The organism is Pseudomonas sp. H1_G08, assembly GCF_054681355.1.
In genome coordinates, this window is sequence record NZ_CP162822.1 from 4,341,285 (window position 1) to 4,361,772 (window position 20,488).

At 61.4% G+C, this 20,488-nt stretch carries 20 protein-coding genes; 7 read left to right on the forward strand and 13 right to left on the reverse strand.

The window, feature by feature from the left end; translation table 11 throughout:
- Positions 1–13 precede the first annotated feature (13 nt).
- The 3 genes from AB4N85_RS19735 to AB4N85_RS19745 all read left to right on the forward strand — a co-directional run bounded on the left by AB4N85_RS19735 (position 14) and on the right by AB4N85_RS19745 (position 4,080).
- Complete coding sequence (locus AB4N85_RS19735; RefSeq protein ID WP_323619794.1) at positions 14–1,096, forward strand: hypothetical protein; 1,083 nt, start codon at positions 14–16, stop codon at positions 1,094–1,096.
- Positions 1,097–1,183: 87 nt separating this feature from the next.
- Complete coding sequence (locus AB4N85_RS19740; protein ID WP_252868412.1) at positions 1,184–1,996, forward strand: substrate-binding periplasmic protein; 813 nt, start codon at positions 1,184–1,186, stop codon at positions 1,994–1,996.
- 221 nt (positions 1,997–2,217) lie between these two features.
- Complete coding sequence (locus AB4N85_RS19745) at positions 2,218–4,080, forward strand: DEAD/DEAH box helicase (protein WP_460065546.1); 1,863 nt, start codon at positions 2,218–2,220, stop codon at positions 4,078–4,080.
- 250 nt (positions 4,081–4,330) lie between these two features.
- On the opposite strand, the gene AB4N85_RS19750 is transcribed toward AB4N85_RS19745, so the two are convergent.
- Positions 4,331–4,909, reverse strand: a complete 579-nt coding sequence (locus AB4N85_RS19750; protein ID WP_039757580.1) for a YceI family protein — start codon at positions 4,907–4,909, stop codon at positions 4,331–4,333.
- A 31-nt stretch (positions 4,910–4,940) separates the two neighbouring features.
- Positions 4,941–5,492, reverse strand: a complete 552-nt coding sequence (locus AB4N85_RS19755; RefSeq protein ID WP_041476792.1) for a cytochrome b — start codon at positions 5,490–5,492, stop codon at positions 4,941–4,943.
- A gap of 300 nt (positions 5,493–5,792) precedes the next feature.
- On the opposite strand from AB4N85_RS19755, the gene llpB reads away from it, so the two are divergent.
- On the forward strand, positions 5,793–6,290 hold the full coding sequence (llpB, locus tag AB4N85_RS19760; RefSeq protein WP_460065549.1) for a lectin-like bacteriocin LlpB: 498 nt from the start codon (positions 5,793–5,795) through the stop codon (positions 6,288–6,290).
- A gap of 363 nt (positions 6,291–6,653) precedes the next feature.
- Here llpB and AB4N85_RS19765 read toward each other — a convergent pair whose 3' ends face one another.
- Positions 6,654–8,423 carry a flavin monoamine oxidase family protein gene (locus tag AB4N85_RS19765; RefSeq protein ID WP_041476793.1) on the reverse strand — a complete coding sequence of 590 codons (1,770 nt, stop codon included), beginning with the start codon at positions 8,421–8,423 and terminating at the stop codon, positions 6,654–6,656.
- Between the two features lie 223 nt (positions 8,424–8,646).
- On the opposite strand from AB4N85_RS19765, the gene AB4N85_RS19770 reads away from it, so the two are divergent.
- Positions 8,647–10,053 (forward strand): adenosylmethionine--8-amino-7-oxononanoate transaminase, encoded by a 1,407-nt coding sequence (locus tag AB4N85_RS19770; protein WP_460065552.1) that lies wholly within the window; start codon positions 8,647–8,649, stop codon positions 10,051–10,053.
- 144 nt (positions 10,054–10,197) lie between these two features.
- On the forward strand, positions 10,198–10,917 hold the full coding sequence (locus tag AB4N85_RS19775; RefSeq protein WP_041476795.1) for a 16S rRNA (uracil(1498)-N(3))-methyltransferase: 720 nt from the start codon (positions 10,198–10,200) through the stop codon (positions 10,915–10,917).
- 175 nt (positions 10,918–11,092) lie between these two features.
- Here the strand turns inward: AB4N85_RS19775 and trhA are convergent, their stop codons facing one another.
- Positions 11,093–11,710, reverse strand: a complete 618-nt coding sequence (gene trhA, locus AB4N85_RS19780; protein ID WP_039757573.1) for a PAQR family membrane homeostasis protein TrhA — start codon at positions 11,708–11,710, stop codon at positions 11,093–11,095.
- 140 nt (positions 11,711–11,850) lie between these two features.
- Between trhA and AB4N85_RS19785 the strand changes: the two genes are divergently transcribed.
- The gene (locus AB4N85_RS19785; RefSeq protein WP_056786436.1) at positions 11,851–12,771 is read left to right on the forward strand and encodes a LysR family transcriptional regulator; all 921 of its coding nucleotides are present in this window, start codon (positions 11,851–11,853) and stop codon (positions 12,769–12,771) included.
- Between the two features lie 198 nt (positions 12,772–12,969).
- On the opposite strand, the gene madM is transcribed toward AB4N85_RS19785, so the two are convergent.
- The 9 genes from madM to mdcA all read right to left on the reverse strand — a co-directional run bounded on the left by madM (position 12,970) and on the right by mdcA (position 20,183).
- The gene (gene madM / locus AB4N85_RS19790; RefSeq protein WP_041476796.1) at positions 12,970–13,734 is read right to left on the reverse strand and encodes a malonate transporter subunit MadM; all 765 of its coding nucleotides are present in this window, start codon (positions 13,732–13,734) and stop codon (positions 12,970–12,972) included.
- A 5-nt stretch (positions 13,735–13,739) separates the two neighbouring features.
- On the reverse strand, positions 13,740–14,132 hold the full coding sequence (gene madL / locus AB4N85_RS19795; protein ID WP_016772756.1) for a malonate transporter subunit MadL: 393 nt from the start codon (positions 14,130–14,132) through the stop codon (positions 13,740–13,742).
- A gap of 67 nt (positions 14,133–14,199) precedes the next feature.
- Positions 14,200–15,120 carry a malonate decarboxylase subunit epsilon gene (gene mdcH / locus AB4N85_RS19800; RefSeq protein ID WP_252879030.1) on the reverse strand — a complete coding sequence of 307 codons (921 nt, stop codon included), beginning with the start codon at positions 15,118–15,120 and terminating at the stop codon, positions 14,200–14,202.
- Positions 15,117–15,737: a malonate decarboxylase holo-ACP synthase gene (locus tag AB4N85_RS19805; RefSeq protein ID WP_252879031.1), complete on the reverse strand. Its 621-nt coding sequence runs from the start codon at positions 15,735–15,737 to the stop codon at positions 15,117–15,119. The genes mdcH and AB4N85_RS19805 overlap by 4 nt, the downstream gene beginning before the upstream one ends.
- On the reverse strand, positions 15,731–16,516 hold the full coding sequence (gene mdcE / locus AB4N85_RS19810; protein WP_252879032.1) for a biotin-independent malonate decarboxylase subunit gamma: 786 nt from the start codon (positions 16,514–16,516) through the stop codon (positions 15,731–15,733). Before mdcE ends, AB4N85_RS19805 begins: the two co-directional genes overlap by 7 nt.
- The gene (locus AB4N85_RS19815; RefSeq protein ID WP_460065562.1) at positions 16,513–17,364 is read right to left on the reverse strand and encodes a biotin-independent malonate decarboxylase subunit beta; all 852 of its coding nucleotides are present in this window, start codon (positions 17,362–17,364) and stop codon (positions 16,513–16,515) included. Before AB4N85_RS19815 ends, mdcE begins: the two co-directional genes overlap by 4 nt.
- Complete coding sequence (locus AB4N85_RS19820) at positions 17,357–17,656, reverse strand: malonate decarboxylase subunit delta (RefSeq protein WP_039757560.1); 300 nt, start codon at positions 17,654–17,656, stop codon at positions 17,357–17,359. Before AB4N85_RS19820 ends, AB4N85_RS19815 begins: the two co-directional genes overlap by 8 nt.
- Positions 17,656–18,513, reverse strand: a complete 858-nt coding sequence (locus tag AB4N85_RS19825) for a triphosphoribosyl-dephospho-CoA synthase (protein ID WP_423520246.1) — start codon at positions 18,511–18,513, stop codon at positions 17,656–17,658. The genes AB4N85_RS19820 and AB4N85_RS19825 overlap by 1 nt, the downstream gene beginning before the upstream one ends.
- Positions 18,513–20,183, reverse strand: coding sequence for a malonate decarboxylase subunit alpha (gene mdcA, locus AB4N85_RS19830; RefSeq protein ID WP_016772750.1), 1,671 nt, complete (start codon positions 20,181–20,183; stop codon positions 18,513–18,515). The genes AB4N85_RS19825 and mdcA overlap by 1 nt, the downstream gene beginning before the upstream one ends.
- Positions 20,184–20,488 lie beyond the last annotated feature (305 nt).

Sequence of the window (20,488 nt, forward strand, 5' to 3'; positions counted from 1 at the left end):
AATATTGTCGTCGATGATCTGCGCGCAAACAAAAACACGCCCTCAACTGGTCTATCTGGTTTTCGGTGCCGAGACTTACCATCAGGAAGCTGTTTTCAGCATCGCCAGTGCTCTGGCGTGGTTGCGCGAGACACCGGATGCCCCGATCGATATCCAGGTCTTCAGCGACAATCCGCAACCCTATGCACATCTCCCCGTACGCGTTCGCCCGCTGGACGCCGAAACGCGCCAGAAATGGAGCGAGCCCCACGGTTATCATTTCCGCATCAAACATGTCGCTTTGCGCTCGGTACTTGAAGAGCATGAAACGGCGCTGTTGATCGACACCGACACGTTCTTCCACTGCTCGCCGCTCAAACTGTTCGAGCGGGTGCAGCCCGGCACCCTGCTGTGCAACGACTACTACGCCCGCTATGGCGACAACAAGATGAGCCTGCTCTATCGCACGCTGTCGGCCACACTGCTGGACAAAGGCCTGACTGACGATCACATGCGCCTGCTCAACTCCGGCGTCATCGGCTTGCACCGCCAGGACGCTCACGTGCTCGACCGCTCCATCGCTTTGATCGATGAGCTGTTCCCGTCGGCACAGGGCGCCTACACCCTCGAAGAGTTCTGCCTGTCAGTGGCCGCCTACCGCACGCTGGACGTCAACAAGTGCCCGGATCTGATTCACCATTACTGGAGCCGCAAGCACCTGTTCAGGGCCAAGGTTCAGGCCTGGGTCGCCAAACATGGCGACAACCCGACCGGCGAGGCTGCACTGGACGACACCCGACGTGTATCACCGCAACTGCCTCGACCACCGCGACTGCAGCGGATGTTCTACAAGCTCGTCACGTTGCTGCTGCCGGCACATCTGCGTCAGTTCATTCGCGAAATCCTTTACGGCTGCTATGAACATCCCAACGAGTTCGATCAGGCGTGTGCAGCGGTCTGGTGGGACAAGGCGCTGGAAAACCAGCAGCAACGCATCGGCAAGCCGGTTTGCAGGCACTTGCTCAGGGACTGGTTCAGTCGCGGCCTGGTCAAGCGGATCCTTGGTGCGCGTCACGCGAAGGTCCACCAACACCTGCTGAAAACTGCAAGCAAATAAGGCCATCGCGGCCATTGCGCCCGGGGTCTGCGCGAAACATGCATGCCAGAGCTTCTCATCAGGCGTTTCGCGTACTAACCTCAGGCCATGCCCCTTATTGCCCAACTGCTGAGCGTTATTCTTCTGACTTGCCTGAGCGTCGCCGCTCGGGGGGAGAAGTTGCGTATTGTCACCGAGCCGTGGGCGCCTTACGTCTACGAACAGGGTGGTAAAAACCTCGGTCTTGACTACGAAACCACCGCCATCGTGTTCCAGCGCCTGGGCATTGAAGTGGAATGGCAGTTCCTGCCGTGGAAGCGCTGCCTGTCGATGCTCGAGACCGGTCAAGCCGACGGTGCGCTGGACATCTTTCACAGCGCCGAACGCGACGCCACTCTGCTCTACCCCAGCGAACCGCTGTCCGACGTCGAATTCGTGATGTTCTACGCCAACGAGCGGCCGCATCCATTCAACACCCTCGAACAACTCAAAGGCCTGACCATCGGCACCTCGCCGGGTTATCTGTACAGCCCTGACTTCAGCCAGTCGGACCTGTTTACCCGTGAGCCGGCGCCAACTCATGAAGCCAATTTCGGCAAACTGGTGCGCGGGCGGATTGACCTGCTGATTACCGATCGCCGCGTCGGTCAGCATTTGCTCGATGAGCTGAATATTCGCGATCTGATCACGGAAAACCCGACGGTTATCAGCCGTCAGAGCCAGTTTCTTGCAGTTCGGCGCAATGCCGGCATGGATTTGCTGGTGCAGCGTTTCGGTGCCGAGCTCAAGCGTTTCAAGCGCGAACCGGCCTACGCGGAGCTCAGCGCGCGCTACGGTGCCGCGCCTGTCGATAGCGCATCACTGCGCTCGGCCACGGCCAGCGGCGAAACCGTTGAGCAGCAGGAAAGCAGCGCGCAGTGATTGCTCTGTTATACTCCGGCGTTCCCGCCAGGCTCACGCCCGGACGCCCGGAACCGTAACAGGCCTCTCGACCCGCTACAGCGCAGCTTTCAGCCCGCGCGAGCGCTCCTGACGTGCCTTCGGAACCGCCGCTGGACCGGACGGGATTGCGTCCTCTTAAACGTGATTCGCGCCAGGCAAGACTCCCATTGGGCCAAGCCCTAACTAAAACAGGATTACTCATGTCCTTTGCTTCCCTCGGTCTCTCCGAGGCTTTAGTCCGTGCCATCGAAGATGCGGGCTATACCGAGCCTACTCCGGTGCAACAGCGGGCCATTCCCGCCGTGTTGCAAGGTCGCGACCTGATGGTGGCGGCTCAGACAGGTACCGGTAAAACCGGCGGCTTCGCCCTCCCGATTCTGGAGCGGTTGTTCCCCAACGGTCACCCGGACAAATCCCAGCGTCACGGCCCGCGCCAACCTCGCGTGCTGGTCCTGACCCCGACCCGCGAACTCGCGGCCCAGGTGCACGAGAGCTTCAAGATCTACGCCCGTGACCTGAAATTCGTCAGCGCCTGCATCTTCGGCGGCGTCGGCATGAACCCGCAGGTCCAGGCCATGTCCCGTGGCGTCGACGTTCTCGTCGCCTGCCCGGGTCGCTTGCTCGACCTCGCCGGCCAGGGCAGCGTCGATCTGTCCCACGTGGAAATTCTCGTTCTCGACGAAGCCGACCGCATGCTCGACATGGGTTTTGTCCACGACGTGAAGAAAGTCCTCGCGCGTCTGCCGGCCAAGCGTCAGAACCTGCTGTTCTCGGCGACCTTCTCCAAAGACATCACCGACCTCGCCGGCAAGCTGCTGCACAACCCGGAACGCATCGAAGTGACGCCGCCAAACACCACGGTCGAGCGCATCGAACAACGCGTGTTCCGCCTGCCGGCCAGCCACAAGCGTGCGCTGCTGGCGCACCTGATCACCGCCGGCGCGTGGGAACAGGTACTGGTTTTTACCCGCACCAAGCACGGCGCCAACCGTCTCGCTGAATACCTGGACAAACACGGCCTGTCGGCTGTGGCAATCCACGGTAACAAGAGCCAGAACGCGCGCACCAAAGCCCTGGCCGACTTCAAGGCCGGCGAAGTACGCATTCTGGTTGCCACCGACATCGCTGCCCGTGGCCTGGACATCGATCAGTTGCCGCATGTGGTCAACTTCGAGCTGCCGAACGTCGATGAAGACTATGTGCACCGTATCGGCCGTACCGGCCGCGCCGGTCGTTCGGGCGAGGCGATCTCGCTGGTCGCGCCGGACGAAGAAAAACTGCTGAAAAGCATCGAGCGCATGACCAAGCAGAAGATTGCCGACGGCGATCTGATGGGCTTCGACTCCAGCACCATCGAAGCCGAGAAGCCGGAAGCCCGCGAGCGTCCGGACATCCGCAACCCGCGCAATTCCCGTGGCCCGCGTGGCGACGGTCCGAATGGCGGCGGCGGTGGTGGTGGTCGCAAGGACAAAGGCAAAGACAAGGGCAAGGAAAAACCGGCCGGTGAACGTGGCGAGCGCCCTGCCCGTCAGCAGAAACCGCGCGAAGGCACCCCGAGCCGCGACCAGCGCCCGAGCCAGCCACCGCGTGCAGCGGCTGACCGTGCCCCGGACGAATTCCTCGACGACGATATCGATAACTTCGGTAACCGCGTCGACTACGTGCCGAAAGCCGCCCCTGCCGGCGGCCGTGGCCGTCGTCCGGGCGCACCGGCGCAAGGCGCTGGCGCACCACGCGGTGGCCAGCCTCAGGGTCGCCAGAACGGTCCGCGCAACAGCAACGGCTCGAGCACCGGCACACCACCGGCCAAACGCAGCGGCCCGCGCAATGGCGCACCGCGTGATGGTCAGGGTCGTCGCGACGAATCCGCGCCGCGCAACCGCCGCCCGGCCCGTGACGATCAACCTCGCAGCGAACCGGCCGTGCAGAACCCGCGCAGCAACGGTCCGAAGATCATGCACAAGGAATCGAAAGCCGACCGCTTCCCGACGCCTGAGCAGCTCGATCAACTGCCAAGCCGCCCGCGTGGCGAGAAACCAGCACTGCTGACCCGCAATCGCTGAGTTTCATACCGTCATGAAAAATGCCCCGACTCGAAAGAGCCGGGGCATTTTTTTACCTCGATTATCTCTGCCATACCGCAATACCCCTGTGGGAGCGAGCCTGCTCGCGAAGGCGGCGGGTCAGCTGAATCTTTGCCGATTGACACACCGCTTTCACGAGCAGGCTCGCTCCCACAAGGAATAGCGTGTTATGGCAAAAAAAAACGCCCCCGGCCTTTCGACCGGGGGCGTTTTCATGTGGCGGCGAAAGTTATTTCGCTTTCACACCTTCGAACGAAACATACAGCTCGACCGCATCGGACTTCGGACCGAGGTCTTTCTGCTTGCCGAAATCGGAACGCTTGATGGTGGTGGTGCCTTCGAAGCCGGCACGGTAGCCGCCCCATGGATCCTTGCCTTCGCCCAGGAAGGTGGCCTTGACGACAACCGGCTTGGTTACGCCCAGCAGGGTCAGGTCGCCGGTCACGTCAGCGGTGTTGGCACCGGTGGACTTGACGCTGGTGGATACGAAAGTAGCCTTGCCGAACTTGCTGGCGTTGAGGAAATCAGCGCTGGCGATGTGCTTGTCGCGCTCGGCGTGGTTGGTGAACACGCTGGCAGTGTTGACGTTGAACTCGATCTTGCTGTCTTCAGGCTTGGCAGCGTCGAAGCTGAACTTGCCGTCGATGTCCTTGAAGGTACCGGTGATGTAGCTGTAGCCCAGGTGGCTGATCTTGAAGTCGACGAAGGCGTGCTGACCTTCCTTGTCTACTACATAGTCAGCAGCCATTACGTTGGCGGACAGCACGGCCGAACCGATTGCCAGAGCGGCCAGAGTCTTTTTCAACATGCTTTCTTTTCCTTTGAGTCGAGGTTGAATTTCAGGCTTTGCGACCGAGCATTCGAGTGAGGGTCGCATCACGATCGATAAAGTGGTGCTTCAATGCTGCCAACGCATGGAGACCGGAAAAAATTACCAGTGCCCACGCCAGCCACAGATGAATCACCCCAGCGGTATCTGCCTGATCCGGTAGTCCGGAGAGCAGAGCAGGGACTTCAAACAGGCCAAACACCGGGATCCCGACACCGTCTGCGGTGGAAATCAGGTAACCGGCAATCATCACAGCGAACAGCGCCAGATACAGAAACCCGTGGCCGAATTTAGCGCCGATACGGGTCATGCGGCTGTAGCTTTGCAGCGTTGGCGGCGGTGGGCTGATGAAGCGCCACAGCACCCGCAACACCATCACACCGAGCAGCACCAGACCGATGCTCTTGTGCAGATCCGGCGCGTCTTTGCGCCAAGTGCTGTAGTAATCCAGCCCAACCATCCACAGACCCAGCGCAAACAGCCCGAAGACCGCCAGCGCCACGCCCCAGTGCATGAAGATGCTGACCCAACCATAGCGCGAAGAAGAGTTACGTAGCTGCATTGCCCAAATCCTGTGAGAACTGCGAACCAAGACTAGCGAGTTATCTATCGAATTAAAGCGAAAAATTTTGCTTTGAAATATCGATAAATACGATCAAGAGTCTGCGAGCGGGGTGTTAAGGAAGGATTAAAGGCGATTCCTGCGTGGAGCGCTTGTACAAATGACGGGGGCTGCATTGACCATCGTCGTCTCTGCACACGCAGACGGCGAAACTCGCCCCTGATAACTATGTACCGCTGATGCGCAATTCAAACCTGCTCGAATGATGCTTCTTTTCATTATTCAAACAGGCACGAAAACATGGCTCTGCGATATACGCCCTTTCAAGCAAGTGGTTCTTCTGTACTGCCGCCCAATCAAACGATGTCTGCGGGCCAATTCCTGCAATCCGAGAACGGTCGATTTCGTCTGATGCTGCAAAGCGACGGGAACCTCGTGCTCAAGGACGGTGAGGCGATCATCTGGATCGCCGACGCCAATCAACCTTACAGCGCAACTTTGCACCCGAAGAAGATGCGCGAGCCGCTGCAGTTTGTGATCAGCAACAGCGGCTTTCTTTATGACCCCTCCAGGCGACGATTATGGATCGCGGAAAGCACGCACAGCACCGACAAGTCGCTTTGGTACAACACATACATGACTGTGCAGGACGATGGAAACCTGGTGATTTACGACCAGCGCACGGGCAGTCTGCGCTGGGCGCGTTTCGGTTTCATTCCCGGGCGCCTGCGCAAACCCAAGCAAAAGTGGCTGAGGAAACTGCCGAACGGGACAGAATTCTACAAGTGGGAGTTTTGACTGACCAGCCATTCATGGCCGATCAGTTATGGAGTACTGCCGGCGGTTGCAGGCATTCGGCACTGTAGGGGTCTATGTGGCACTTGTGCGCCAGTTCAGAACCATAGCCGCCGGGGAAAAATTGCCCGTTGCTACATCCGGAAAGTGCAATCAAAACCAGTATCGCGATAAGCGTTTTCATAGCATGCCTCCAATTTTTTCCAGCATAAAATTGGCGCGCTGGCAGCGGCTATCACCTCATTCCGAGCATCTTGTGGGAAGGCTCCGGTACGCCGGTAAGTCCCGTAACCGGATGACGAAGGACTGAAACGCAGGGCAAAAAAAAACGCGACCCGAGGGCCGCGTTTTCATGTGAACAAAGCCTTACTGCGCCTTGGTCTCGGTCGTTGCAGCAGGCTTGGCCGCTGGCTTCTTCGCCGGTTCAGCCTTCTTCGCCGCCGGTTTGGCCGCCGGCTTTTTCGTTTCGGTTTTTGCCGCCGGTTTCTTCGCCGCTGGCTTGGCCGCTGCTTTTTTCGCCGGCTCGGCTTTTACCGGGGCCGCTGGCTTCGGTGCTTCCACCGGCGCAGGTGCAGGTGCCGGGGTCGGCGCAGGCGCTGGAGCAACAGGTGCTGGCGCAGGCTCTGGCGCCTTCACAGGCTCTGGCTTCTTCTCGTCATCCGAACCGCCAAACAGGTTGCTGAAGAAGTTGCCCTTCTTCGCCGCCACGGCACCCGCCGCGCCTGCAGCTGCTGCAGCCGGAACCACTTTGACCGGTTCAAAGGACTTGCCTGCCGCCAGATCTTCAACCTGGCTGGCCGCGCGCTGGCCGGTGCGCAGTGCGCCTTCCAGAGTGCCCGGGTACAAGGTGTCGGTGTGTTCGCCGGCAAACGCTACGCGTTGCAGCGGACGTTCCCACAGGCGCCAGAACTTGCTGATCTGCCCCGGGCCGTAAGCCAGGTAGGCGCCGCCCATCGACGGATCGGTGCTGTAGCGACGGATTTCATAACCGGTGAACGAGCCACGGGCCTGTGGGTAAAACGCGTGCAGACGGATCAGCACCTGATCGACCATCTGCTTGTCGCCGAACGCCTGCATCACACGGGCGTTATCGCCGGACAGGTTGATCACCACGTTGGCGCCGCCCTTCAGTGCCGGTTCGATCCAGAGCATGCCCAGACCGGTATTGCTGTAGATCTCGCCGGACATGCGCGATTTGCTTTCCCACACTGGCGTCTTGAACTTCAGCATGATCTGGTCGCGCCAGCCGTAGTTGGTGCCTTTGATCGCCGCCAGATGCTGGGCATCCAGCGCCGGGGTCAGGGCGATCTTGTTCAGCGCGCGCAGCGGTACCGCCAGCACAACGTAGTCGGCCTGATAGCCGACGCTGCCGACTTTGACGGTCACACCGTCCTTGTCCTGGATGATGGCCGAGACCGGCGAGCTGGTCTTGATGGTCTTGATCTGTTTGACGAAGGCCTGGGCCAGGACCTGGCTGCCGCCGACCAGACGCGAGGCGCGCAGGTCGCGGTCGGAAACGCCGCGATAGACGCGGTTCTGCTGAGCGAAATACAGCAGCGACAGACGCGAAGGTTCGTCGTAGTGGGTGCGGATGTCCTGGTTGATCAACTGACGCGCGGTGGCCGGCAGGTTCTGCTTGTCGAGCCAGCTCGATACGGTGATCTGGTCCAGTGCATGCAGGGTGGCGGTCGCTGCCGGGTTCTGCGGGTCGTCGATCGAGCGCGCCAGATCGTCGAGGGTTTTCTGGTAGCGCTTGAGCGCATCGGCGGTGGCTGGCTGCTTGGTGGCCAGATCAGCGGCGGAGAAATAATCGCCGTCGATCAGATAGCCCGGGGTACGGACGAATTCCGGCGCCGGCGTGGTGCCGAGCTTGAAGGTCGAGACGTACTTGTTCAGCACCGGCTGAGTCTTGTCGTTGCCGATCCACTCGCTGGTGGCCATGCCCGAGCGCCCGCCCAGGCTCGGTTTGGCTTCCAGCAGGGTGACCTGCCAGCCTTTGTTCTGCAGTTCGTAAGCAGCGGTCAGACCCGACAGGCCGCCGCCAATCACGATCGCGGTTTTATCCTTGGCCAGCGCCGTAACGCTGAACAGCCCCAACATCACCAGCGCACAGGCGCGCAGCCAACCGACAGACATTCAGCGAACTCCGGAAAAACATGTGGGAAAAAGCAGTTTTGCGAGTCAGACGACTCAAAGAACCGCGAAGAATACGTTAGCCATCAAAACGCCGCCAGCGACGTCTATCGGCTCAGACAAAGTAGTTCAATCGACACAATGGGTTGTTCCCGCGCGATGCATTGCATAGGCTTGCGCGATTGTTTGCCCGCGCCTGACGCGAGCCGCCTCGAGGAGACTGTAAATGGGCCTGAATAACCAGTGGATGCAACGCGATCTCGCGGTGTTGTGGCATCCCTGCACCCAGATGAAAGACCACGAACAGCTGCCGCTGATCCCGATCAAGCGCGGCGAAGGCGTCTGGCTCGAAGACTTCGAAGGCAAGCGCTACCTCGACGCAGTCAGTTCCTGGTGGGTCAACGTGTTCGGCCACGCCAACCCGCGCATCAACCAGCGCATCAAGGATCAGGTCGATCAACTCGAACATGTGATTCTTGCCGGTTTCAGCCATCAGCCGGTGATCGAGCTGTCCGAGCGCTTGGTGAAGATGACCCCGCAAGGCCTGAACCGGGTGTTCTACGCCGATAACGGCTCGTCCTGCATCGAAGTCGCGCTGAAGATGAGCTTTCACTACTGGCTCAATCGCGGCCAGCCGAACAAGAAGCGCTTCGTCACCCTGACCAACAGCTATCACGGCGAGACCATGGCGGCGATGGCGGTCGGCGATGTGCCGCTGTTCACCGAGACCTACAAAGCGCTGCTGATGGACACCATCAAAGTGCCGAGCCCGGATTGCTACGGCCGGCCCGACGGCATGGGCTGGGAAGAACACTCACGCAATATGTTCGCGGCCATGGAACAGACGCTGGCAGAGAATCATGACAGCGTCGCGGCAGTGATCGTCGAGCCGTTGATTCAGGGCGCGGGCGGCATGCGCATGTATCACCCGGTGTACCTCAAGCTGTTGCGCGAGGCCTGCGACCGTTACGGCGTGCACCTGATCCACGACGAAATCGCCGTCGGCTTCGGCCGCACCGGAACGATGTTCGCCTGCGAACAGGCCGGCATCCGCCCGGACTTCCTCTGCCTGTCGAAAGCCCTCACCGGCGGCTACCTGCCGCTGGCCGCGTGCCTGACCACCGACGAGGTCTACAGCGCCTTCTACGACGACTACCCGACCCTGCGCGCCTTCCTCCACTCGCACAGCTACACCGGCAACCCGCTCGCTTGTGCGGCGGCATTGGCGACCCTGGATATCTTCGAGCAGGACAACGTCATCGAGAACAACAAAGCCTTGGCACAGCGCATGGCCTCGGCGACCGCGCATCTGGTGGATCATCCGAATGTGTCGGAAGTGCGCCAGACCGGCATGGTCCTGGCCATCGAGATGGTCAAGGATAAAGCCACCAAAGAGGCCTACCCTTGGCAGGAGCGTCGCGGTTTGAAGGTCTTCCAACATGCGCTTGAACGTGGCGCGTTGTTGCGGCCACTGGGCAGCGTGGTGTATTTCCTGCCGCCGTATGTGATCACCCCGGAGCAGATCGACTTTCTGGCCGAAGTGGCCAGTGAAGGTATTGATATTGCTACGCGTGACAGCGTCAGCGTGGCGGTGCCGAAAGACTTCCATCCCGGCTTCCGCGATCCGGGCTGATCTATTTCACTTAAGCTTCAGCGGTGAACGGACTACCGTCATCGCTGGCAAGCCAGCTCCCACAGGTCCTGCGCAAGTCCTTGTGGGAGCTGGCTTGCCAGCGATAGGGCCGCCAGACTTTTACACTTTTTACAGAGACCCCGCATGAGACTGTCCCGCTTCTTTATCGACGCCCCGCTGAGCACTGGCGAACACGAACTGCCGGAAGCCCAGGCGCATTACATCAGCCGCGTGTTGCGCATGGCCGAAGGCGATGCGGTGCAGTTGTTCGACGGTTCCGGCCATGAATTTCGCGGGTCCTTGGTGGACGTCGGCAAGAAACGCGTGGTCGTACAAATCGACGAGCAATTCGCCGGGCAAATCGAATCGCCGCTACAGATCCACCTCGGCCAGGGCCTGTCCCGGGGCGAGCGCATGGACTGGGCGATTCAGAAAGCCACTGAACTGGGCGTGACGCAAATCACGCCGATCTTCAGCGAACGCTGCGAAGTGCGCCTCAAGGACGAACGCGCCGACAAGCGCTTGCTGCACTGGCGCCAGGTGGCGATCAGTGCCTGCGAACAGTGCGGGCGTTCACGGGTGCCGGTGATTCATCCACCAGTATTGCTGGCGGACTGGCTCAAGCAGACTGAAGCCGAATTGAAACTGGTGCTGCACCCGGTCGCAGAACCGCTGGTCAGCCATGCCAAACCGGCGACGCTGGCGTTCCTGATCGGACCGGAAGGTGGCTTGACGGACGGCGAAGTCGAGCAGGCCAAAGGCAATGGCTTCCACGCCGCCCGCCTCGGCCCGCGCGTGTTGCGCACCGAGACCGCGCCGGTGGTGGCGTTGGCGGTGGCCCAGCAACTGTGGGGTGACTTCTAAGGCCCCTTCGCGAGCAGGCTCGCTCCCACATTGGATCTAGGGTGTTCACAAAACCAGAGTTCACTGAAGATTTATTGTGGGAGCGAGCCTGCTCGCGAAAGCGGTGTTTCATTCAACGAAGGTGTTGGCTGACCTGACGCCTTCGCGAGCAGGCTCGCTCCCACAGGGATTGCATTTACAGGACGTAAAACAGAATCGCCACAAAGTGCAGCAGACTTCCCGCGATCACAAACAGATGCCAGATGCCATGGGCATGCCGCAGGCGGTGATCCAGGGCAAAGAAGATAATCCCCACCGTATACAAAACCCCGCCCGACGCCAGCCAGGCAAACCCGGCCGTGCCCAGTGCGGCAATCAGCGGTTTGACCGCGACCAGCACGATCCAGCCCATCACCGCGTAAATCACGATCGACAGAATCCGCGCTTCGGAGCGCGGTTTGATCTCTTGCAGAATGCCGATCAGCGCCAGCCCCCAGACAATCCCGAACAGCGTCCAGCCCCAAGGCCCGCGTAACGTCACCAGACAGAACGGCGTGTAGCTGCCGGCGATCAACAGGTAGATCGAGAAATGATCGACCTTCTTCATAATCGCTTTCTTGCGCCCGCGCACGCTGTGATACACGGTCGAGGCGCTGTAGAGCACCAGCAAAGTGAAGGCGTAGATCGCCACGCTGACAATCTTCCACGGACTGCCGTCGAGGCTGGCAATCACCAGCATCCACACGCCGCCGATAAACGCGGCGATGGCCCCGACCAGATGGGTCCAGGCGTTGAGTTTTTCCCCGTGATACATGTATTGCTCACCTCACATTCGTTACCGCAGCGCGCAAGGCTCGGGCCTTGAGCGTAAAAGCGCAATGTTTCTGTTCAACCTCGCCTGCGCGGCCCGCGGGAATTGGGCACAATCGGCCGATACCAAAAAGAGTCCGCGCCATGCTGATCGACGAAGAATTGACCCTGAAAAAACTCGAGGTGTTCCTCGCCTTCATGCGCACCGGCAACCTCGCCCGCGCCGCCGCTGAACTGCAGACCAGCAACGTCAGCGTGCACCGCGCCATTCACTCTTTGGAAAATGCTCTGCGCTGCCCGCTGTTCAAACACGAAGGGCGCAACCTGACGCCGCTGGAAAGCGCTTATGTGCTGGAGGAACGTGCGCAGAAGCTGATCAACGACGTCGTCGACAGCGTGCGCCTGACCCGCGAAGCCGCCGGGTTCTCCGCCGAGCGCTTCAAGCTCGGCTCGCTGTATTCACTGACGGTGAAGACCGTGCCGCAGCTGATCATGGGCCTGAAGATCCGCCGCAGCGAACTCAACATCGACCTGATCCTCGGCTCGAACATCGACCTGCTCTACAAGCTGAAAAACATGGAAGTCGACGCGATTCTGGTGTCGCTGGACGACAGCATCAACGACCCCGATTGCGAACAGATTGCGCTGTTCTCCGACGACATCTTCCTCGCCACCCCGGCGGATTCAAAATTCGCTCAGCGCAGTGAAGTCGATCTGGCGGAAGTGCGCGATGAAACCTTCATCACCCTGACCCAGGGCTTCGCCACGCATCAGGACGGTGTGCGGGTATTCAAGCAAGCAGGGTTCGAGCCGAAGGTGGCGATGCAGGTCAATGACATCTTCACCCTGCTGAGCATGGTCAGCTCAGGGGTGGGGTACGCCTTGTTGCCGGGGCGGATTGCGGCGGTGTACGAGAATCGGGTGAAGCTGATTCCGTTGCAGGAGAAGTACCGGTTGCAGCAGCACATTGGCGTGGTGTTTCTCAAGGCCAAGGAGCGTGACCCGAATTTGCTGGCGTTGTTGGCGGAGTGTCGGATGTATGCCAATCGGCAGGCTGGGGTTTAGATCAAGATCAAAATCAAGAGCTACCCCCTCACCCCAGCCCTCTCCCCCAAGGGGTAGAGGGGGAAAGGGAGCAGATCGGGGGCTTTTTCAGAATCTGAGTTCGACTTAGAAATTTCAGGTCGATGTATAACGCCAAAACAACTCGGTCAGTCCCCTCTCCCTACGGGAGAGGGTTAGGGTGAGGGCAGCTTAAATTGACTAACCCATCAACCCGCGCATCGCCAGAAACAACAGCGAAGGCCCAAGCAGACACCCGAGCGCGGTGTAGAACGCCGCCGTCAGGCAACCATATGGCACCAGCTTCGGATCGGTGGCCGCGAGGCCTCCGGCAACGCCGCTGGAGGTGCCCATCAAACCACCGAAAATTACCGCACTGCGAGGATTGTTCAGGCCGATCATCGGCGCCACGAAGGGTGTCATCACCATCACCAGAATCGCCTTGATCAGCCCCGCCGCAATCGACAGCGCCATCACCTCGGAGCTGGCACCAATCGCCGCACCGGTCACCGGGCCAACGATATAAGTCACGGCACCGGCGCCAATGGTGGTCAGGCTCACCGCATCGGTGTAGCCGAACGCCATCGCCACGCCGACGCCGGCGACGAACGAGGTGCCAACGCCGACAAACAGCGCCAGCACACCGACGAATCCGGCGCGTTTGAGCTCATCGACACTGACGCCAAACGCCGTCGCCACAATCGCGAAATCCCGCAGCATCGCACCACCGAGCAGGCCGATGCCGGACAGCAGGGGAATATCCACCACGCCTTTTTGCCCACCGGTCAGCGCGCCGCCGATATACGACAGCACCAGCCCGAGCAGAATGGCGATCGCCGAACCGTGCAGACGGCCCTTGGTGAAAGTGTTGGACATCCAGTAGGACACCCACATGGTCAGGCCGACAATCAAAAAGCCGCTGATCAGACCGTAGCCGGTGATCACTTTCATCATTGATTCGTACATGGCGATTACCCCGCAGTCTTGGCTGGAGCAATCGGCGTCTCTTGCTTGTTGCCCATGCGCGTCAGCACCGGCACCAGAGCAAAGGCGATCACTACGGCGAGGGTGCCGGCAAGAATCGCCATCGGCCCGCCCTTCAGCGCACCGTAGACATTCTGCTGTGCGGCCATGGCGACCACGATGGGGATGTAGATCGCGCTCCAGAACTCCACGCCCTGCTCGGTCTTGCCCTTGAGCCAGCCGCTCTTGTAGAGATAGCTGCCCAGGCCGATCAACAGCAGCATCGCAATACCGACACCGCCGACATTGGCCGGCACGCCGATCAGCTTGCCGAGCAATTCACCGACCCAGATACCGACCAGCGTGCAAAAGGCGAGAAATGCCACACCGTAAATAATCATTGTTGTAGTCCTCAAAGTGCATCGTCGAATGTTGTTTTTGTTGTTCGAAGCTTGAGTCGCGGCGTTTTTAGAGTTGGCGGCCACCCTCCTCGCGCAACAGCGCTTGCAGGGTATCGAGGCGGGCACTGTCGAAGGCAGTGACGGTGCCCTGCTCGAACACCCGGCGCGCCAGCCCGGTCAGCACCGCACCGGGCGGCAGTTCGATCTGTAGACGTACGCCGCGCTCGTAGGCGCTTTGCACGGTGCCGCGCCAGTCCACCACGCGGCACATGTTGAAAGCGAGGTCGTCACGCAGCGCTTCGACTTTGGCAACAGGCCTTGCGCGACTGCCGCTCAGATAAGCGATTTTCGGGTTCTTCAGTTCAACCTTGGCGAAGGCGTCGGCAAGCGCCTGCGCCGGTTTTTCCAGCAATGGGCAATGCGACGGCACGCTCACCGCCAGCCGCTTCGCCACTCCGGCGCCGCGACTGCGCGCCAGTTCGGCCACCGCGTGCATGGCCTTGTCGCTGCCGGCAATCACCACTTGGTTATCGGCGTTGATGTTGGCCAGATACACCGGCGCATCTTCGCTGTGCACTTGCGCCAGCAGCGTTTCGACGGTGGATAACTGCAAGCCGATGATCGCGGTCATGCCGTAGCCCTGTGGATAGGCTTGTTGCATCAGCTCACCGCGCAGGCTGACCAGATGCAGCGCATCGCTGAAGCTCAATGCCCCCGCCACCACTGCCGCCGGGTAGGCGCCGATGGACAGGCCGGCGACGTAATCCGCAGTCAGTTCATCCTGCAATAACTGCCGCGAAGCAGCGACACCGGCGATCAGCAGGCACAACTGAACCGCTCGTGTCGTGCGCAATGCCTCGGCACAATCCAGCAGCAAGACATCCTCGCCGAGCACATCACTGGCCTCGACCAGCGTTTCCCTTGGCAAACGCTGGAGCATGCCCGCTTGCTGCGCGCCTTGGCCGGGAAACACCAAAAGGCTGCTCACGCTGCCTGCTCCTGCGGGTTCCACGGATCCGTCACCAGACAGGCCTGATAAGCATTTTTCAGCAGCACTCGGGACGAACCGCTGGCCCATTCACGCAGCGCCACCGCGCCGAATGGCGTCTGCAATTGCATGTCGACTCGGCACACAGTCTGATCAAATAGCGCGACCAGTTCGCGCGCCTGATCACGGCCGATCATCTGCGGCGCACGCAGAATCAGATCGAGATCACTGGCCGCATGCATCGCTGCAAAACCACTGGCCAATTCAAACCCGACACTGCCGCTGACACCCCAGACCCAACGGCAGTCATCGAGCATCGGCCGCAGTTGTTTGAGCGCCTGCATCACCGGCAGATCTCGCTCGCACTCAATATGACAAAGGGCTTCGGGACTGACCCGACAGGCAATCGAATCCAGCGCCATAAACGCCGCCAGCCGCTGCTCGCGCAACACACCGCGCACACCGACCGCGACCTGACCTTCCTCGCTCAAGGCCCGGCGCACCACCACCGGTTGCCCGGCCGCCAGCGCCGCGATCGCCCACTGCGGCGCATCCGCCGGCAACTGCGCCGGGGTCATGCCCCAGAGCAGATCGTGGGCCAGGGGCAGGTTCACCACTGCGCCCTCAGCAGTTCGCGGACGCGGCTGGAGGCGGCACGATTGCTCGCACCAAGGCGCCCTTTCAAATCAGTGCCGGTCACATCGCTGATCGCTTGCTTCAGGCACTCGCTCACCCGCGCCAGATCTTCCGCCGTCGGTTGTTCGATCTGCTGCACCGAGAGGGTTTCCCAGAGCAGGCCGAGGCTGGCGTAGCTGTCGATGTCGTAGGCCATCGGCGGCACGCTCGAGGCCAGCGCTTCCAGTTCCTCGACACTGCGCAAGGTCACCCGCGCCGCCGAGGCTTTGCCCATCGCGTGGACCATCACGCCGGGGTCGCGCAGCGCGATCAGGCGATTGGCCTGATAACCGTGAGCGAGAAACGCACCCGACATGGCCTTGCCCACCAGCAGCGCAATCACCGGATGCCCGGCCAATCGCGCACGAGCATAACTGTCCGCCGCGCCGGCCAGCGCCTGATGAATGCCGAGGGCTTCTTCGCGCCGGCCATACGCCTGGCTCGGCACATCGACGATGGCGATGATCGGGCGCTTCTGTGCGCTGTCGCGGTCGGCGCTGATCGCGTCATCCACAGCCTTGGCCAGCCCCCAGCCTTCGAGCAAACCGACCTCGCCATTGCGGGCGCGAGGAAAACGATTGTCCGGGTCGCCGACCACCGCGATAAACCTGCCGAGCTCAGCGTCGGCGACTTTCAACGACGGCGGCAAACCTTCGACGACACTGGCGCCAGCGCTGAGCGCATTGAACCAGTGCAAACCGCGCAGTGAGTAACCGCTCATGAGCGCTCTCCTTGATACAGATCGCGAACCACCGAAGGCTCGATTTGCGCGTTCGTGTCCAGGCTCGCCAAGCGTTGCAGGGACCACTCGGCGCGCTGACTGCGCGGCTGTGCCGGCAGGCCTTGCTGGAGCAATTCACCGACCTGCTGACGAATTTGCGCCACGTCATCGCCGACATAACGGTCCACCAGCCCCGTGTTGAAACGCTGTTCGCCGCCGGTCAGGCCCCAGATGAAGGGCCGGTCGCGGGAGTCGTATTCCTCGATCCCGGCTTCCTGCTCGATCACCTGCGGGCCGTTCAGGCCGAGGCGTGCTTCCTGAGTCACCAGCAAATAACTGCACAGCGCTGCGGCGATCGACATGCCGCCGAAGCAACCGACGCTGCCGGCGACCACGCCGACCACCGGTTGGTATTGCTGCAAATCGACAATCGCCGCGTGAATATCGGCAATCGCCGCCAGCCCTAGATTGGCTTCCTGCAAGCGCACGCCGCCGGTTTCCAGCAGCAATACGGCGCGGGTGGGGATGCCGTTGCGGTTGTCTTCGGCGGCCAGTTCCAGCGCACCGGCAATCTTCGCCCCGCCGACTTCACCAAGGCTGCCGCCCTGAAACGCACCTTCAATCGCCGCAATGACCACCGGCAAACCGTCGAGACTGCCCTTGGCGATGATCACGCCGTCGTCGGCTTGCGGCACTACACCCTGGCGCTCGAGCCACGGCGACATGACCCGTTGAAACGGATCGAGCAGTTCGCGAAAGGTCCCGGCGTCGAGCAAGGCTTGCGCCCGCTGCCGTGCGCCAAGTTCGACGAAGCTGTGTTTGTTGAGCAACACTGCGCTGTCAGTCATGGCCGATCTCCTCGAAACCCTGTTCCAGACGCAAGCGCACCACCCCCGGCGTCGCGCCGAAATCGTGGATATCGATGGCCATCGCCGGCGGCGTGGTGCCGTCGAACATCCGCGCAAACAGGTGCTGCCAGCGCTGCTGCGCGCCGTTGACCGAGGTCTGCACGTTGATCGTCAGTTTGCCGGCCAGACCCGGTTCGATCAGCACTTCCAGATCCCCCGAGCCGACACAGCCGACCAGCGCACGCCCGCGTGGCGGCTGCCCGGCGGGGAATTCAAACGATAGGTTTTCCATCAAAACGCTCCCTGAGAGATGCCGTCGTGCTCGATACGATCGAGCAGCAATGTGGCGGCGAGCAGGTCGGCGGCGCCACCGGGCGAGGCATTCAATGCGATGAGTTGTTGATCGAGTTCGTGCAGGCGCCGACGACCGCTGAGGCTGGCGCTGCCGCCGGCATCGAGCACCGCTTGCGCGCCGGCCTGCATGGCGTGCAAGCCCGGTTCGCCAGCGCGGTAGAGCACGCAGGTGTCGGCCAGCTCGGTCATGATCGCCAGCAATGCATCGAGCCGGGCGTTCTGTTCGCCGTGGCCGTTGGCGCGGCTTTTATGCAGTTGCGGCAGGCCGCGTTGCAGCACGGACGGGAAGCCCAGTTGCGCTTCTTCGCGAGCACCGCGTGCGCCGTAACGCTGGGCGACCTGTGCGCCATGGCTGAGCGGCGTCGGTGCGTAGCGGTCGTCGAGCAGTGCCAGGCGGGCGGCGCACAGGGCGATGGATTTCGGTTGCAGCGCGGCGGCCGTCACGAACAGTCCCAATGCCCAGATCGCACCGCGATGGGTGTTGACGCCGTTGGTGGTCACGAGCATCGCTTGTTCGCCCTCGCGGCCGATGCGGCCAATCGCTTCGCGCAACGGCACACCGACTTCACCGATCTCCAGCGCGGCCTCGGCCATTTCCTTGAATGCCGGCCACAATGCCAGCGCCGACGCGTGCATCAGGCCCAGGTGCAGATCGGTGTGTGCGCCATTGCCGCGACGGTCGACCAGCGCCGGTTTCGGCGACAGATCGGCTTCGTCGATCAGTGCGTCCACCGCCAGATCGGCCAAGCGGTCAGCCAGAGAAAGCGGTTTCGCTTGCAGGTTGAATGCGTGCATTACCAGCTCCTGAATTTGGCGGGCGGGTTGTACAGGCCGCCGGACCACTCGACCAGATCGGCGACGCTTTTCGCCGCGAGCAATTCGCGGGTGGCGTCGGTGCGGCGGATGCCGAGGTCTTCGGGCAAGGCGATCAGGCCTTCGCGGCGCATGCGTTCGGTGTCTTTCGGGTTGTGCCGCAGGCCGATGGCGGTAACCCCGGCGACCGCTGCGATCATCGCCTGGCGTTCTTCCAGCGAGCGCGCCTTGTACAGGTAGGCGATGCCTTCTTCGGTGAGCAGGTGGGTAACGTCGTCGCCGTAGATCATGATCGGTGCCAGCGGCATGCCGCTTTTCTTCGCCACCTCCACCGCGTCGAGGGTTTCGACGAAGGTCGGTTTGCCGCCCTCCTGGAAGGTCTCGACCATTTGCACCACGAGTTTCTTGCCGCGTTCGAGCATCGGTTGCGGCCCATCGGCGTGGCGCATGTCCAGCCACGCCGGGGTGCCGTGACGGCGGCCGCGCGGGTCGTGACCCATGTTTGGCGCACCACCGAAACCGGCGAGACGGCCCCGAGTCACCGTCGAGGAATGGCCGTCGCCGTCGACTTGCAGCGTCGCGCCGATGAACAGGTCCACCGCGTATTGCCCGGCCAGTTGGCAGACCATGCGGTTGGAGCGCAGCGAGCCGTCGCGGCCGGTGAAGAACACATCCGGCCGAGCGGCGATGTAGTTTTCCATGCCCAGTTCGGTACCGAAGCAATGCACGCTCTCGACCCAGCCGCTTTCAATCGCCGGGATCAGCGTCGGGTGCGGATTGAGCGTCCAGTTGCGGCAAATCTTGCCCTTCAAGCCGAGGGATTCGCCGTAGGTCGGCAGGATCAGTTCGATGGCGGCGGTGTTGAAACCGATGCCGTGGTTGAGTGACTGCACATTGTGTTTTTCGTAGATCCCGCGAATCGCCATCATCGCCATCAGCACGTGCACAGGCTTGATGTGGCGTGGGTCGCGGGTGAACAGCGGTTCGATGTAGAACGGCTTGTCGGCGACCACAACGAAATCGACCCACGACGCCGGGATGTCTACGCGAGGCAGCTCGCTGACGTCATCGACCAATTGGTTGACCTGGACGATAACGATACCGTCGCTGAACGCCGCCGGTTCGATCAGTGCGGGGGTGTCTTCGGTGCTCGGGCCGGTGTAGATGTTGCCAGCGCGGTCGGCCATGAAGCCGGCCGAGAGCACAACGTTGGGGATCAGGTCCACGACGAGGCGGGCGTAGAGTTCGATGTACGTGTGAATGGCGCCGACTTCGAGCAAGCCATCTTCGAGCAATTGGCTGATGCGCAGGCTCTGGGTGCCGGCGAAGGAGAAATCGAGCTTGCGGGCAATGCCACGTTCGAACAGATCAAGGTGTTCGGAGCGGCCGACGCTGGGCATGATCATGTGCAGATCGTGGAGCTTGGCCGGGTCGGCCTTGGCCAGCGAACGTGAAAGGAAATCCGCCTGTTTCTGGTTGTTGCCCTCCAGCACCACACGGTCGCCGGGATGGATCAGCGCTTCGAGCGCGGCGACGATCTTGTCGCTAGGCAACACCGCGCCATCGGCGAGCCCGCGCACCTTGTCGAGCCGGCGCTGCTTCTCGTCACGCCGCCGCGTCCAGCGCGAGTCGGGGGAAATTGTTGTTGTCATGCTCACTCCACGGGGTTCGCTGTCGTGGAGCCAAGTTAGGCGTGTGTGGTGAGGGCATCAATCAAGCTGGGTGGTGAATCATTACGCTGAGCGTAACGTTCAAAAGCTACCCTCACCCTAGCCCTCTCCCGGAGGGAGAGGGGACTGATTGGGGGATGCTTGGGAATGACGCTGACCTGAACCCGTTGTAGTGAATCCATAATCGACTCGGTCATTCCAGGTCGATGTAGGACGCGAGACACCCCGGTCGGCTCCCTCTCCCTTTGGGAGAGGGCTGGGGTGAGGGGCTTTTGATCGTTCCCACG